Raw genomic sequence first — 14,205 nt, 5'->3', positions numbered from 1 at the left:
GACAGCCGCCTAATCGGCGAGGCGAGGCGCGCCGCTCCTTTCCATTGCGATCTCCTTCGCAATGTCGTCGATCGCGCGCCGCAACGTCTCCTCGAGCACCGCCGATCCGCCCCGCGCCAAGGCGTAGATCGCCTCATCCGTCTTTTGCTCGATTATCCGCAGCGTGAAACCATTCGGCGACTCGCATCCCGATCGCGCCGAGGAGAGATCACGCAGAGCGAGCGCGAATTGCCCGCGCGTCGCCAACAACATGCGCGCGAGCGAGAGAACCAGGGCGAATTGGCGATCGCCGGCGTCGCCCATCCGCGCCGCGCCCGGGAGTTCCCTCGCCTGATTGTCATTGCACAGCGGCGCGACGCCCGTTTCCGTGGGACGGCGACGGTCCCGACGCCCAAACCAATCCGCGTCGCGTCGGACGAAATCTCTCCAACTGCAAATCATGGGCGCAACAAGCCGCACGGTGACACGCCACATCCGGCGTGTTAACCGTAAATGGAAACCAACTCCGCGCCGAAGGTCCCGCATTCGCGCGTCTCTGTCAAGCAAATATGAGAGAGTGCGTGCCGGAAACGAAGGTAAATCCCGTATTCGACAGAGCAGGCCTCGCGCAGAGATTGGGCCAGGCGGTCGATGCGGCGGGCGGTCCGGCCAGAATCTTGCGGGACGCGGGCGTCACCTCCTCCACTTATAGCCGCTATCTCAACGGTGAGACCGAAGCCTCCGCCGAGAAGCTCGGCCGCATCGCCGAGGTGACGGGCGTCTCGCTCGACTGGCTGGTGCTGGATCGCGGCGCTCCCATATTCGAGGCCGGCGCGCCGCCGGCGATTCCGCTCGGCCCGGATATGGCGCAAATCCCGCCGCTGCGGATCGGCGAGGCGGCGGAACGCGAAATCGCCGGCGAGCGGATCGCCTTTCCGCGCGCTCTGCTGCGACGCCTCGGAACCGAGATCGACGCGCTGGAATTTTTGCGCGCGCGCGGCGATTCCATGCGGCCGACGATAGAGGATGGCGCGATCGTGCTGATCGACCGCTCGCAGCGCGACATCATCGGCGACGCCGTCTATCTCGTCTCGCTCGACGATGGCCCGTTGATCCGTCGCGTGCGCCGCAATGTGGATGGCGCGATCACTCTGATCTCCGACAATCGCGCCTGCTACGAGCCCGAGAGGCTGGAGCGCGCCGACGCCGAGCGCCTCTGCGTCCACGGCCGTATTCGTTGGACCGAATCGCTGCTCTGACGCGCGCTGGACCCCTCCGCTTTCGCGAATTGGCGGTGTCAAAGCCGCCGACGTCTCGCCATCGTCAGCATGGCCGAGCCATTCGGCCGTGCGACCAATGAAGAAAAACCAACGGAGGGAACAATGGCGTTGAACGTTCATGGCGGCACGAATTACGGCAAGATCGTCATATGGGCGGTCGGCCTCGTCGCCTTCGTCGCCGTCGCGCTGACGAAGGTTCCAGAATGGATCTCCCCCAAGAGCGCGAGCGTGACCGGCGACACCGGCGCCACCACGCGCATGATCAATTGAGGAACGCGCGGCGAGCCGCAATTCATCTGAATTCGTCTCGTTTCGCTTCGCCCCGCGCGCCCGAGCGGGGCGATTTTTTTTGCGCGCGACGCTGGACCCGTCGCCGCTCGCCGATTGGCGGTTCAACGGCGCGGCGGAGACGTTACCGTCGACGCCGTAAGTGTGACGATCCCCACTGCCTCGCCGGCTTCGGCCGCGCGAGGCCTTTTTGCCTGCGCGGCGCCGCGCCGGGAGACGAGCCGGGGGTATCCATGCCGAGGGATCGGGGCTATCTTGCGCGCGCCCTTTCCGCCCTCTCTATGAGGGCCTAGCGTTCATGCTCCTCGCGCGATGACTCTCACACATAAGCCCGTCGGTCCCGACAGCCGCGTCTTTCTCGTCGACGGCTCGTCCTTCGTCTTTCGCGCCTATTTCCAGTCGATACGGCAGGACGCGAAATATAATTATCGCACGGACCGCCTACCGACCGGCGCGGTGCGGCTGTTCTGCGCCAAGCTGTTTCAGTTCATCCGCGAGGGCGCGGCCGATCTCACGCCGACGCATCTCGCCATCATCTTCGACAAATCGGAGAACTCCTTCCGCAAGGAAATCTACCCGGACTACAAGGCGCATCGTCAGGACCCGCCCGACGATCTCATTCCGCAATTTCCGCTGATGCGCGCCGCCGTGCGCGCCTTCGGCCTGCTGCCGATCGAGCAGGACGTCTATGAGGCGGACGATCTCATCGCCACTTACGCTAAGCAAGCGCGGGCGCGCGGCGCCGATGTGCTGATCGTCTCCGCCGACAAGGATCTGATGCAACTCATCGACGATAAAGTGTCGATGTATGATCCCGCTTCCGGCGCGCGCGAGGAGCGGCGCATCGGCGTCGCCGAGGTGGTCGATTATTTCGGCGTGCCGCCCGAGAAGGTCGTCGATGTGCAAGCGCTCGCCGGCGATTCCACCGACAATGTGCCGGGCGCCAAGGGCATTGGCGTCAAGACGGCAGCGCAGCTCATCAATGAGTACGGCGATCTCGACACGCTGCTGGCGCGCGCCGGCGAGATCAAGCAGCCAAAGCGCCGCGAGACGCTGACCGATCCTGCGAGCGTCGCGCTGATCCGCACGTCGGAGAGACTGGTGAAGCTCGTCGACGACGCGCCGCTGGAGATTCCGCTCGACGATCTCGGCCTGCATCAGCCGGACGGCAAAACGCTGGTCGGCTTTCTGCAGGCGATGGAGTTCACGCAGCTGACGCGCCGCGCCGCGGAGACCTATGGCGTCGAGGCGAATGAGATAGAGCCGGACCCGGCCTTTGTCGGCCCGGCGGGATGGCGCGGCCGCAATGGCGAGGTCGCCGAGGCGCCCGCTCTGCCCGCGCCGGACATCGCCGCGCCAGCATCTCCCACGGGAGAGAAGGGCGCGCTCGGCCCGGCCGCGCTCGCCGAGGCGCGGCGCGAGCAAGGCGTCGCGACCAAGATCGATCGCTCGCTCTATGAGACGGTGACGACGATCGAGCGGCTCGACGCCTGGATCGCGGAAGCTTTCTCCATTGGCGTCGTCGCGATGGATACGGAGACGACCTCGCTCGATCCAATGTCCTGCGATCTCGTCGGCGTCTCGCTGGCGACGGCGCCTGGACGCGCCTGCTATATTCCGCTGCAGCATGTCGCGCCCACCGGCGCCGATCTGCTCGGCGGCGATCCGCCGCCCGTGCAAATTCCTTTTGCGGAAGCGCTCGCGCATCTGAAGCCGCTGCTGGAAGCGCGCGGCGTGCTGAAGATCGCGCATAATATGAAATATGATCTCCTCGTTCTGGCCTGCTGCGGCATTGATGTCGCGCCGATCGAGGACACGATGCTGATCTCTTACGTGCTCGACGCCGGCCGCAATAATCACGGCCTCGACGAGCTTTCGAAGAAGCATCTCGGCCACGAATGCATTCCCTTCTCCGCCGTCGCCGGCTCCGGCCGCAGCTTCATCGGCTTCGCGCGCGTGCCGCTCGACAGAGCGACCGAATATGCGGCGGAAGATTCCGATGTCGCGCTGCGTCTGTGGCGCGCGCTGAGGCCGCGCCTTGCCGCCGAGCATATGACCTGCGTCTATGAGACGCTGGAGCGCCCCATGGTGAGCGTGCTCGCCAAGATGGAGCGGCGCGGAATCGCGATCGATCGCAATATTCTCTCGCGCCTCTCCGGCGAATTCGCGCAGGATATGGCGCGGCTCGAAGCCGAGATCCACGAGCTCGCCGGCGATAGCTTCAACCTCGGCTCGCCCAAGCAATTGGGCGATATTCTCTTCGGCAAGATGGGCCTGCCCGGCGCCAAGAAGACCGCGACCGGCGCCTGGTCCACCTCGGCCAGCGTGCTCGACGAATTGGCCGAGAGCGGCAATACATTCGCCGCGCGCATATTGGATTGGCGACAGCTCTCCAAGCTCAAATCCACTTACACTGATGCGCTGCCCACTTTCGTCAATCCGACGACGCATCGCGTCCACACATCTTACGCGCTCGCCGCGACGACGACGGGACGGCTCTCCTCGTCGGACCCCAATCTGCAGAACATCCCTGTGCGCAACGAGGCTGGGCGCAAGATTCGCACGGCCTTCGTCGCCGAACGCGGCAATGTGCTCATCTCGGCGGATTATTCGCAGATCGAATTGCGGCTGCTCGCGCATATCGCCGATATTCCGCAATTGCGGCAGGCCTTCGCGGATGGAATCGACATTCACGCGATGACGGCGAGCGAGATGTTCGGCGTGCCGGTGCAGGGCATGCCGTCGGAGGTGCGCCGCCGCGCCAAGGCGATCAATTTCGGCATCATCTATGGCATTTCCGCCTTCGGCCTCGCCAATCAGCTCTCCATTCCGCGCGAGGAGGCGGCCGCCTATATCAAGCGCTACTTCGAGCGATTCCCCGGCATTCGCGCCTATATGGACAAGACCCGCAAAGCCGTGCGGGAGAACGGCCTCGTCACCACCATCTTCGGCCGCAAATGCCATTTCCCGCGCATCGGCTCCTCCAACGCCTCGGAGCGCGCTTTCTTCGAGCGCGCGGCGATCAATGCGCCGATCCAAGGCGCGGCCGCCGACATCATCCGCCGCGCCATGGCGCGCATGGACGAGGCGCTCGCGCATGAGAAGCTCAGCGCGCGCATGCTGCTCCAAGTGCATGACGAGCTAGTGTTCGAGGCGCCGAAGGAAGAGGCCGAGGCGACGATCCGCATCGTCAAGCGCGTGATGGAAGAGGCGCCGCATCCGGCGGTGGCGCTCTCCGTGCCGCTGGAAGTGGAAGCCCGCGCCGCGCAGAATTGGGACGAGGCGCATTGATGGGGAACGACGCTGCGGTCGCGCCAGCGAAGCGGGCTATCGAATGCGCGCATCCTCGTCGCCCCCCGACGTCATGGCCGGGCTTGTCCCGGCCATCCACGCCAGGACGCCGAAGCGTCTTAAGACATTTGGCGTGACGCCGAAGCTCCAGCGACACGCCGTGGGACGCATCCGTCGATAGCGGACGCTTTCCTTCGGTTCCTCGGCTGCGCGGCGTGGATGGCCGGGACAAGCCCGGCCATGACGGCCACAGGGCGAATCCAGGGCGCGCAAAAGCGTCCCGCCGCGTTGCGCAGGTGATGCAAGGTCGCTCGCGACGCCGCGGCCGCCATCGGCTATTCCCGCGCGCGCCTGGGATATTCGGCCGGCTTTTGCATTTGTTCCCAAATGCCTCCGCGCGAAGGAGAAGCCGCGCCGGCGGAGCGGCGTCGAGCGCGTGAACGAGGGTAGCCGCCGCGCGTCTCTCGAAACCGCGCACCTGCCCAGAGAGAGGCCCTTACGTTCGGATCAGCGACGGGACCGGACCTCGCGTAAGAGGTCCGCGAGCGTGGTTTCATCCTTCGGCAGGATGAAACGCGGACGCGAGGCGCGCGACAGGCCGAGAATATCGCCGGGCGCGCGTTCGCGAATGCGCCGCATCCGACTGTCGACATTTCGGCAGGACCACTTCTCGCCCGGCTCTCCGGTCGATGGATTGATGCCGGACACGGGATAGCGGTAGCAGAGATCGTCACCGTTGAATTGCCAGTATCCATGCAGAATCACGGTGTTGCCGGGATACCAGAGATAGCAGTTTCCATTCGGCACATGATATTCGACCTGCGTTCCGTGAAACGGATCGTAGCCACGGATCGTCGCGCCGGCGAAGTAAGCGCGTCCACGCGCGGCGGCCTCCTGAGCGATCGCTCCGCCGGTCATGGAAAAAAGGGCGAGGGCGGCGAAGGAGAATTTCTGGATACGCGCAGGATCAATTCGCATGTCGTAATTCCGCGAACCAAGCAACAAATGCAAATTAGCCGAAAACTCACGAATAGCCACGCGGTTGCTGCGATCGTCGGCGGCCCACCGCGAGAGGTCCGCGCGTCTGGCGCAGACGAGACGCCGGCCGCTATCACCCGTACTTTGCTGAACCCCACCCCGGATGGCTTCGCCATCCGACCCTCCCCCTGAAGGGGAGGGTGGAAACCGCCCTATGAATGTCGGGGGCGCTTCAGCGTCTCGTCGCGAGAGCGCCCTTACAGCCCCGTATCGTCGTGCGGCGGTTCGTTCTTGGTGAGGCCGACGGCGAAGCGCGTCCACAGGCGCTCGTGCAGATAATAGAGCACGATTTTGGAGACGATCTCCGTGCCGGTGATCGCGGCCGATATGCCCGTGTCCTGCGTGAACAGGAAGGCCGCGCCGAAAGTGATGACGCTGCCGGGCACGCGCCAGGACAGCGACTTCACCAGGCTGCGCAAAGGCGTCGGATGCAGCAGATGATCGGGCGGCGGCACGCCTTCCATGGAGGCGTAGCTCGCCTCCACGCCATTGCGCGCGCTGCGCTCGGTCCAGGCCGATTGCTTCACCATGCCGACGGCGACCGTCTCATTGGTCACGCGATCGATGAGAATGAAGCCGCCGGTCTCGCGATTGTCCTCATAGAGATCGCAGGCGATGGCCGTGTCGAGCCACAGCTCCGCCTCGCCGATCTCGTTGAAGGCGAGCGTCTGCGACGAATCGGCGAGCGGCTCGGCGAGGCCGGTCTCGATCTGTATGTGCGAGGCGACCTGCTTCACAAAGGCGGGCGTCATGCGCGCGCCGAGCTTTAAAAGATAGCTCTTGTCCAGCGTGAGCGGCTCGCGCACCAGCCATAGCAGCCGGGCCGACAGGCGATCGCCGATCTTGGCCGGCGACACCGGCGAGACGAGCATGTCGCCGCGGGAAATGTCGATCTCTTCGGTGAGGGTCAGCGTCACCGATTGGCCGGCCACCGCATGGGCGAGATCGCCGTCATAGGTGACGATGCGCGCGATCGTCGTGTCGCGGCCGGACGGCAAAATGCGGACGATGTCGCCCGGCTTTACGTTGCCGCCGGCGATGAAGCCAGAGAAGCCGCGGAAATCATGGGACGGCCGGTTCACCCATTGCACGGGGAAACGGAAGGGCAGCACGCGGGCGTTGTCGTCCGAGGCGACGCTCTCGAGATAGGCGAGCAGCGGCGGACCGGAATACCAGTCCATTTTCTTGCTCGCATGAACGAGATTGTCGCCGTCCTTGGCGACCAGCGGAATCACCTGAATGGTGAGAAAGCGCAAATGCTCGGCGAAGGCGCGGAAGTCGCGCTCTATGTCGGCGAAAATCTCCTGCGAATAGGAGACGAGGTCCATCTTGTTGACGGCGACGACGACATGCCGAACGCCGAGCATGGAGACGATGACGCTGTGCCGGCGCGTCTGATCCAGCAGGCCTCTGCGCGCATCGACGAGCAGAACGGCGAGCTCCGCCGTCGAGGCGCCGGTCGCCATATTGCGCGTGTATTGCACATGGCCGGGCGTGTCGGCGACGATGAACTTGCGCTTCTCCGTCGCGAAATAGCGATAGGCGACATCGATGGTGATGCCCTGCTCGCGCTCCGCCGCGAGGCCGTCGACGAGCAGCGCGAAATCGAGATCGTCGCCCTGCGTGCCGTGCTTCTTCGAATCCTGCTCGAGCGCGGCGATGAGATCGTCGGCCGCGAGATCGGCGTCATAGAGCAGACGGCCGATGAGCGTCGACTTGCCGTCGTCCACCGAGCCGCAGGTGATGAAGCGCAGCAAAGGCTTGTCGGCGGGCGCCGGCCCGGCGGGAGCGCGCAGCGGCGCGGGCGTGGCGAGGCCGCCGTGCATCAAAAATAACCCTCCTGCTTCTTCTGCTCCATGGAGGAGGAGCCGTCGTGATCGATGAGGCGGCCCTGACGCTCGGAGGAGCGGCTCGCGCGCATTTCGGCGATGATCTCCTCCAGCGTCGCCGCGGAGCTCTCGATCGCGCCGGTCAGCGGATAGCAGCCGAGCGTGCGGAAGCGCACCAGCCTCTGCTGCACGGTCTCGCCTTGCTGCAGCTTCAGGCGATCGTCGTCCACCATGATGAGCATGCCGCCGCGATCGATCACCGGCCGCTCCTTGGCGTAATAGAGCGGCACGACGTCTATGCCCTCGCGCGCGATGTAATCCCACACATCGGCCTCGGTCCAATTGGACAGAGGGAAGACGCGCAGGCTCTCGCCCGGTCCCTTGCGGGCGTTGTAGAGGCGCCAGAACTCCGGCCGCTGCGCCTTCGGATCCCAGCGATGCTGCGCGTTGCGGAAGGAGAGCACGCGCTCCTTGGCGCGGGATTTCTCCTCATCGCGCCGCGCGCCGCCGAAAGCCGCGTCGAATTTCCATTTGTCGAGCGCCTGCTTCAGCGCGTCGGTCTTCATGATCTGCGTATGGAGCTGCGACCCGTGCACGGTGGGATCGATATTCATCGCGACCCCTTCCGGATTGGTGTGGACGAGCAGCTCGAGGCCCGTCTCGGCCGCGCGGCGGTCGCGAAAGGCGATCATTTCCTTGAACTTCCATGTCGTGTCGACATGCAGCAGCGGGAAAGGCGGCTTCGACGGATAGAAGGCCTTCATGGCGAGATGCAGCATCACTGCCGAATCCTTGCCGATGGAGTAGAGCATCACCGGCCGCTCGCATTCGGCGACCACCTCGCGCATGATGTGGATGCTCTCCGCCTCCAGCCGATCCAAATGGCCGAGGGGCTTTGCCGCCAGCGCGTTCATTGCGAGCCCTCCGGCGCCGCGCCGCGCGTCAGCCTTCCGTCCGGCCCGACATGCAGGCCGCATTCTTTCTTCTCGTCCTCTTCCCACCACCAGCGGCCGGCGCGCTCGCTCTCGCCGGGCTCCAGCGCGCGCGTGCAGGGCGCGCAGCCGATGGAGAGAAAGCCTTTCTCGTGCAGCTCGTTCACCGGCACGCTGAATTCCTCTGTCGCGGCGACGATGGCCTCGCGCGTGTAATCGGCGAGCGGATTGAGCTTGACCAGCCGACGCTCGGCGTCGCTCTCGATGAGATGCACGCCCTCGCGCGCCTGCGATTGATCGGCGCGCAGGCCCGTCACCCAGGCGGAGGCGCCGGCGAGCAGGCGCGACAGCGGCTCCACCTTGCGAATATGGCAGCAGCCCTTGCGATTCTCGACCGAGCGATAGAAGCCGTTGACGCCATGCTCGGCGACATAATCGGCGAGCGGCAGCGCCTGCGGATAGGCGGCGTGAATGCGCCGCGCATAACGCGCCTCGGTCTTCTCCCAAAGGGCGATCGTCTCCTCGAAGAGACGCCCCGTGTCGATCGTCACCACATCGATCTCGAGGCCCTGGGTGAAGATGGAATGGGTGACGAGCTGATCCTCTATGCCGAAGCTCGTCGTGAAGACGATGCGGCCGGGGATGACCTCGCGCGTGAGCTTCAAGCGATGATCGAGATCGAGCGGCGCGAGGCGCGGCGCGAGCGTTTCGACGATCGACGTCTTCATGCCACGCCCTTTCGCCGGCGTTCGAGTATAGATGCGCCGCCCGCGACGCCGCGCTGATAGGAGAGGCTGCGCGCCTGACGCGCCTTTGCCCAATTGGCCTCGCCGTGATGCGCCGCGAGCTCATCGGGAATCTCGATCGTGTCGAAGCCGCCGCCGACCGCGTGCAAATATTGGTCCGGCGTCAGCCGGCCGCTCGCCCGCAACTCGCCCACGAAACCCTCGCGGCGCAGCAGCCGCGCGAGCGAGAAGCCGCGCCCATCGGTGAAGGCCGGAAAGGCGATGTCGATGAGCGCGAGACGCGCGAAATAAGGCGCCAGCGCCTTGGGATCCGTCGTATTGGCGACATAGACGCCGAGCGCCGTCAGCCGCGCATCTTCCCGCGCGGCGGGCAGCCGCCCGAGCGAGACGATCACCTTGCCGGAGCCGGGCAGGGATTCCTCATCGGCGAGACGGCGCCACTCGTCCGCGATGAAAGCGCCGTCAGATACCAGAGCCATCCTCGCCCTCCCGGCGCGCAGATTCCTTGAAACGCTTATGGCCCAAGCGCCGCCATGTGTCGATGAAAGCCTCGCCTTCGCGCCGCTCGGCGAGATAGAATTGCACCAGGCTCTCGATCACGTCGGGAACCTCTTCCGCCGACACGCCGGGACCGAGCAATTCGCCGATCGAGGCCGAGAGCGTCGGATCGCCGCCGAGCGTGATCTGATAGGATTCGACGCCCTTCTTCTCGAGGCCGAGAATGCCGATCGCGCCGATATGATGATGGCCGCAGGCGTTGATGCAGCCGGAAATCTTGATCCCCAGCTTGCCGATGAGACGCTGGCGCTCGAGATCGGCGAAACGCTCCGAGATCGCCTGAGCGATCGGGATGGAGCGCGCCGTCGCCAGCGCGCAATAGTCGAGCCCCGGGCAGGAGATGATATCGCTGATGAGCCCGGCGTTGGCGGTCGCGAGGCCAGCCGCCGAAAGATCGCGCCACAGAGCGAAAAGATCATCCTGCTTCACATGCGGAAGAATGATGTTCTGCTCATGGCTGACGCGCAATTCGCCGAAACCATAGGTGTCGGCCGCATCGGCCAGCGCGCGCATCTGCGCGGCGGTGGCGTCGCCCGGAATGCCGCCGATCGGCTTCAGCGAGACAGTGACGATGGCGTAGCCGGGAACCTTATGCGGCGCGACATTCACCGCGGCGAAAGCGGCGAATTCGGTGTTCTCCGCCTTGGCCTTTTCGAGCGCGTCCGAGCGTGCGGGCAAGCTCTCGTAAGCCGGCGGCGCGAAGGCTGCGACGACGCGCTCCAGCTCCTGCGCGTCATAGGCGAAAGGCGCGCGGTCCATGGCGGCGAACTCCGCCTCCACCTGCGTGCGAATTTCGTCGAGCCCGGTCTCGTGCACCAATATTTTGATGCGCGCCTTATATTTGTTGTCGCGGCGGCCGAAGCGATTATAGACGCGCAGAATCGCCTCGAGAAAAGCGAGCAGATCGGCGCGCGGCAGGAACTCCCGCAGCAGCTTGCCGACGAAAGGCGTGCGGCCGAGACCGCCGCCGACGATCACCTCATAGCCGATCGCGCCTTGCGCATTCTTCACGATGCGCAGGCCGATATCGTGAATCTTGATCGCGGCGCGGTCATGCTCGGCGCCGCTCACCGCGATCTTGAACTTGCGCGGCAGGAAGCTGAATTCGGCATGGGCGCTCGACCACTGGCGCAGAAACTCCGCCGTCGGCCGTGGGTCCTCCAGCTCATCGGCGGCGACGCCGGCGAAATGATCGGCGGTCACATTGCGAATGCAATTGCCGGAAGTCTGGATCGCGTGCATGTCGACGTCGGCGAGCGCCTCGAGAATATCCGGCACATCGACGAGCTTCGGCCAATTATATTGCAGGTTCTGCCGCGTGGTGAAATGGCCGTAGCCCTTGTCCCATTTGTCGGCGATATAGGCGAGCTGGCGCATCTGCCGCGAGGTGAGCGAGCCATAGGGAATGGCGACGCGCAGCATATAGGCGTGCAGCTGCAGATAGAGCCCGTTCATCAGGCGGAACGGACGGAATTCCTCCTCCGTCAACGCGCCGGCGAGGCGACGCTCCACCTGCCCACGGAATTCCGCCACGCGCTCGCGCACGAAGGCGCGGTCATATTCGTCATAGGCGTAGATCGTCGGCGCGGAATTGGGGCGCGGCGGCAGGGCCGGATCATGCGCAGTCATCGATTCCCCGCTCCTTGCAGCCACGCCTGCTTGCCGAGATCGCGCCGCACGCTCGGGCCGGCGGCGCGGAACTTCTCGCGAAAATGCGACGGAGCCGGCGCGCCGGCCGCATCCACCGTGACATCGACCAGATAGGCGTCGACGACGCGATTGGCGGCGACCGCCGCCTTGCCCGCCGCGTCCAGCGTCGCCGCCTCGGCCTCGTCATAAGCAATTTTCGCGCGCAGGAGATCGCGCTCCCAGCCGTCCTGCCCCCAAAACACGACGTCGCCCTCGGCGAGATCGGAGGCGAGCAGAATCTTGGGCGAGAATTTCGGATTGGCGGGCCGCGTCATGTCGGCTCCTTGACCAGAGTGAGCTTCAGCCCGTCGAGCTCGTCCGACCAGATGATCTGGCAGGAGAGCCGCGAGGTCTCGTGCAGAAAGGGCAGCTCGTCGAGCTTGTCGATCTCGTCCTCGCGCGGCGGCGCGACCTTGTCGGCCCATTCGGGATCGAGCACGATGTGGCAGGAGGCGCAGGCGACCGCGCCGCCGCATGTGCCCTCCATGCCCATCCCATAATCCCGCAAAATCTCCATCAACCGCCAGCCTTCCACAGGCTCCAGCTCGTGGGTGACGCCGTCTGCGTCCTCGACACGGATCACGCTCATCCTTTTCTCCGAACAGGCGCGGTCGCCGCCGAGGCGCCCTTCCTTCGGCTGTCGGCCCTGCGCGACCCCCTCGCGCCGAGCAAAGCGGGCGCGCCGATCGCCGCAAAGCGCGGAGACCTCGGCACGAACCGCAATCCTTCGAAAATGTGAGACCTACTTATTCGAGGTCGCGTGAATGTCAATTCACTATAAGGTAGCCTCGCGCCTCGAAAAACTACAAACGCTACGCGTGGTATCAACCGAAAAGGCCTCGATCGCGCCAGTGGCGGCGAGAAAAGGCTCGGCGCGCGCAACTCATAAATGGTAAGAGTTTTATGTTCCTGCCGCCCGAAAGCGGGCGCGAGCGATATAGGTGCTAGGCCATGGCTCAAAGACCGACCAAAGAAACCAAGCAGAGTTCGGCCCGTGAGGAGCGGCCGCCGGTCGTGCGGGAGAAGGTTCCTCCGCTCGCCCCTCAGAGAGGCCGGCCGACGCTCATTCTGGTCGGAGCCGACAAGGGCGGCGTGGGCAAGACGACGATCGCGCGCGTGCTGCTCGACTATCTCGCCGCCAATAATGTCTTGACCCGGGCCTTCGACACGGAGACGCCGCGCGGCACGCTCTATCGGTTTCATCCCGACCAGACCAGCGTCGTCGATCTCACCTCGACCTCGGACCAGATGAAGATCATCGATACTCTCGCCACGGCTGAGATCAAGGTCAGCGTCGTCGATGTTCGCGCCGGCGGGCTGGAGCCGGCCCTGCAGGCGCTGCAGGACACGGGCTTTCTGGATGCGGTGGCGGAAGGAGAGGTCGGCTTCATTCTGTTCCATGTGCTCGGATCGTCCATCGCCTCGCTCGACGAGATCGCAGAAGTCGCGCCCTATGTCGAGGACGCGGACTATTTCCTCGTCAAGAACCATGTCAACGACACCACCTTTTTCGAATGGGACCCGGTGACGCACCGCAAATATTTCGAGAAAGTGGAGACCGCGGGCGAGATCACCATCCCCAAGCTCAACGAATTGTCCTATGAACAGGTGGAGATCGCCGGCGCGCCTTTTTCCACCTTCGTCGCCAATCGGACGGCGGAAGGGGAGCCGGCGGACCATTCCTTCGTCCTTCGCGGCTATGTCCGCACCTGGCAGAACAGGATCGCCGACGAGTTCGACCGCATCCATCTGCTGGATCGGATCGCCGGCAGGGAGGGCGCATAGCGCCGAACGTGGTTGAGCGGCAACACAGAGAGCCTCGGGCGGCGCCGAGAGAGTGAAAGATGAGTCGACGCACTTTGGTGTTCGTCGCCTGTTCCCCGCATCCGCGTTCGGGCGTTTCGACGACCGCGCGGCTGCTGACGGATTTCTATCTCTCGCGTCTCACCGAGGTCGAAGGCTTCGACACCGATCCGCATGCGCCGCGCTATCACGAATGGTTCCCGGACCGCACGCGCGTCATCGACACGGCCGACATACGTGGGCAGATCTCCTTGTTCGATCGGCTGCTGGTCGATGACGGAGTTCCCAAGATCGTCGATGTCTGGCAGCGCGCCTATGACCGCTTCTTCAAGACGGTGAAGGAGATCGGCTTCGTCGAGGAGGCGCGGGCGCGCGGCGTCGAGCCGATCGTGCTCTTCCATGTCGACCAGACCGACTCCGCTCTCGCCAGCGCGAAATCGCTTTCGGCGGCGTGGCGCGATGTCCCCATGGTGATCGTGCAGAACGAGGGCGCCGCGCCGCTCGGCGCCTATGCCCATGAGACGCTCGGACATTATCCTTCGACGCGCAGATTCCTCATCGGCGCGTTGGACGGCGCGGTGGCGAAGACTCTGGATGAGCCGGATCTATCGCTGAGCCGGCTGCTGGTCTCGCCGCCGCCGGAAATGTCGATCGTCATTCGCGCCGCGCTCAAAGCCTGGATCGCGCCGATCTTCACGCAATTCCGCAGCTTCGAGCTGCGGCATGAGCTGGATGGCGCGCAGTTCTTGAAATAAAGCGCCACGCCGTCGCG

General features: G+C 64.8%; 14 protein-coding genes. 5 read left to right on the top strand and 9 right to left on the bottom strand.

Annotated features, from left to right (window positions below; all coding sequences use genetic code 11):
- Positions 1-9: 9 nt before the first annotated feature.
- Positions 10-303 carry a hypothetical protein gene (locus tag EDE12_RS05790; RefSeq protein WP_026599413.1) on the bottom strand — a complete coding sequence of 98 codons (294 nt, stop codon included), beginning with the start codon at positions 301-303 and terminating at the stop codon, positions 10-12.
- Between the two features lie 257 nt (positions 304-560).
- On the opposite strand from EDE12_RS05790, the gene EDE12_RS05785 reads away from it, so the two are divergent.
- The 3 genes from EDE12_RS05785 (at position 561) to polA (ending at position 4,838) form a co-directional block, all read left to right on the top strand.
- The gene (locus tag EDE12_RS05785; protein ID WP_245275809.1) at positions 561-1,238 is read left to right on the top strand and encodes a LexA family transcriptional regulator; all 678 of its coding nucleotides are present in this window, start codon (positions 561-563) and stop codon (positions 1,236-1,238) included.
- Between the two features lie 123 nt (positions 1,239-1,361).
- Entirely contained in the window at positions 1,362-1,529 is a 168-nt protein-coding gene (locus EDE12_RS21765; RefSeq protein ID WP_018267973.1) for a hypothetical protein, read from the top strand.
- Between the two features lie 330 nt (positions 1,530-1,859).
- Entirely contained in the window at positions 1,860-4,838 is a 2,979-nt protein-coding gene (gene polA / locus EDE12_RS05780; protein ID WP_026599415.1) for a DNA polymerase I, read from the top strand.
- Between the two features lie 507 nt (positions 4,839-5,345).
- Here the strand turns inward: polA and EDE12_RS05775 are convergent.
- The 8 genes from EDE12_RS05775 to EDE12_RS05740 all read right to left on the bottom strand — a co-directional run bounded on the left by EDE12_RS05775 (position 5,346) and on the right by EDE12_RS05740 (position 12,219).
- On the bottom strand, positions 5,346-5,816 hold the full coding sequence (locus tag EDE12_RS05775; protein ID WP_024881088.1) for a hypothetical protein: 471 nt from the start codon (positions 5,814-5,816) through the stop codon (positions 5,346-5,348).
- Between the two features lie 257 nt (positions 5,817-6,073).
- The gene (gene cysN / locus EDE12_RS05770) at positions 6,074-7,702 is read right to left on the bottom strand and encodes a sulfate adenylyltransferase subunit CysN (RefSeq protein WP_026599416.1); all 1,629 of its coding nucleotides are present in this window, start codon (positions 7,700-7,702) and stop codon (positions 6,074-6,076) included.
- A complete protein-coding gene (gene cysD / locus EDE12_RS05765; protein ID WP_026599417.1) occupies positions 7,702-8,619 on the bottom strand; it encodes a sulfate adenylyltransferase subunit CysD in 918 nt (305 codons plus the stop codon). The genes cysN and cysD overlap by 1 nt, the downstream gene beginning before the upstream one ends.
- The gene (locus EDE12_RS05760) at positions 8,616-9,365 is read right to left on the bottom strand and encodes a phosphoadenylyl-sulfate reductase (protein WP_026599418.1); all 750 of its coding nucleotides are present in this window, start codon (positions 9,363-9,365) and stop codon (positions 8,616-8,618) included. The genes cysD and EDE12_RS05760 overlap by 4 nt, the downstream gene beginning before the upstream one ends.
- Complete coding sequence (locus EDE12_RS05755; protein WP_026599419.1) at positions 9,362-9,862, bottom strand: DUF934 domain-containing protein; 501 nt, start codon at positions 9,860-9,862, stop codon at positions 9,362-9,364. Before EDE12_RS05755 ends, EDE12_RS05760 begins: the two co-directional genes overlap by 4 nt.
- On the bottom strand, positions 9,846-11,570 hold the full coding sequence (locus tag EDE12_RS05750; protein WP_026599420.1) for a nitrite/sulfite reductase: 1,725 nt from the start codon (positions 11,568-11,570) through the stop codon (positions 9,846-9,848). The genes EDE12_RS05755 and EDE12_RS05750 overlap by 17 nt, the downstream gene beginning before the upstream one ends.
- On the bottom strand, positions 11,567-11,905 hold the full coding sequence (locus EDE12_RS05745; protein WP_026599421.1) for a DUF2849 domain-containing protein: 339 nt from the start codon (positions 11,903-11,905) through the stop codon (positions 11,567-11,569). The genes EDE12_RS05750 and EDE12_RS05745 overlap by 4 nt, the downstream gene beginning before the upstream one ends.
- Positions 11,902-12,219, bottom strand: coding sequence for a 2Fe-2S iron-sulfur cluster-binding protein (locus tag EDE12_RS05740; protein ID WP_018267966.1), 318 nt, complete (start codon positions 12,217-12,219; stop codon positions 11,902-11,904). Before EDE12_RS05740 ends, EDE12_RS05745 begins: the two co-directional genes overlap by 4 nt.
- A gap of 362 nt (positions 12,220-12,581) precedes the next feature.
- On the opposite strand from EDE12_RS05740, the gene EDE12_RS05735 reads away from it, so the two are divergent.
- Both EDE12_RS05735 and EDE12_RS05730 read left to right on the top strand, forming a co-directional pair.
- Entirely contained in the window at positions 12,582-13,415 is an 834-nt protein-coding gene (locus EDE12_RS05735) for a hypothetical protein (RefSeq protein ID WP_024881095.1), read from the top strand.
- Between the two features lie 59 nt (positions 13,416-13,474).
- Entirely contained in the window at positions 13,475-14,188 is a 714-nt protein-coding gene (locus EDE12_RS05730; protein ID WP_026599422.1) for a hypothetical protein, read from the top strand.
- The last annotated feature ends 17 nt before the right edge of the window (positions 14,189-14,205 follow it).

It is taken from the genome of Methylosinus sp. sav-2 (genome assembly GCF_004366495.1).
Taxonomy (GTDB): Bacteria; Pseudomonadota; Alphaproteobacteria; order Rhizobiales; family Beijerinckiaceae; genus Methylosinus.
This window is presented reverse-complemented; position numbering and strand designations above follow the sequence as displayed.

Bases quoted from the DNA above. Each gene is read 5' to 3' on its own strand.
- EDE12_RS05790 (WP_026599413.1), bottom strand. From the start codon at position 303: ATGGGCGACGCCGGCGATCGCCAATTCGCCCTGGTTCTCTCGCTCGCG.
- EDE12_RS21765 (WP_018267973.1), top strand. From the start codon at position 1,362: ATGGCGTTGAACGTTCATGGCGGCACGAATTACGGCAAGATCGTCATA.
- polA (WP_026599415.1), top strand. From the start codon at position 1,860: ATGACTCTCACACATAAGCCCGTCGGTCCCGACAGCCGCGTCTTTCTC.
- EDE12_RS05775 (WP_024881088.1), bottom strand. From the start codon at position 5,816: ATGCGAATTGATCCTGCGCGTATCCAGAAATTCTCCTTCGCCGCCCTC.
- cysN (WP_026599416.1), bottom strand. From the start codon at position 7,702: ATGCACGGCGGCCTCGCCACGCCCGCGCCGCTGCGCGCTCCCGCCGGG.
- cysD (WP_026599417.1), bottom strand. From the start codon at position 8,619: ATGAACGCGCTGGCGGCAAAGCCCCTCGGCCATTTGGATCGGCTGGAG.
- EDE12_RS05760 (WP_026599418.1), bottom strand. From the start codon at position 9,365: ATGAAGACGTCGATCGTCGAAACGCTCGCGCCGCGCCTCGCGCCGCTC.
- EDE12_RS05755 (WP_026599419.1), bottom strand. From the start codon at position 9,862: ATGGCTCTGGTATCTGACGGCGCTTTCATCGCGGACGAGTGGCGCCGT.
- EDE12_RS05750 (WP_026599420.1), bottom strand. From the start codon at position 11,570: ATGACTGCGCATGATCCGGCCCTGCCGCCGCGCCCCAATTCCGCGCCG.
- EDE12_RS05745 (WP_026599421.1), bottom strand. From the start codon at position 11,905: ATGACGCGGCCCGCCAATCCGAAATTCTCGCCCAAGATTCTGCTCGCC.
- EDE12_RS05740 (WP_018267966.1), bottom strand. From the start codon at position 12,219: ATGAGCGTGATCCGTGTCGAGGACGCAGACGGCGTCACCCACGAGCTG.
- EDE12_RS05735 (WP_024881095.1), top strand. From the start codon at position 12,582: ATGGCTCAAAGACCGACCAAAGAAACCAAGCAGAGTTCGGCCCGTGAG.
- EDE12_RS05730 (WP_026599422.1), top strand. From the start codon at position 13,475: ATGAGTCGACGCACTTTGGTGTTCGTCGCCTGTTCCCCGCATCCGCGT.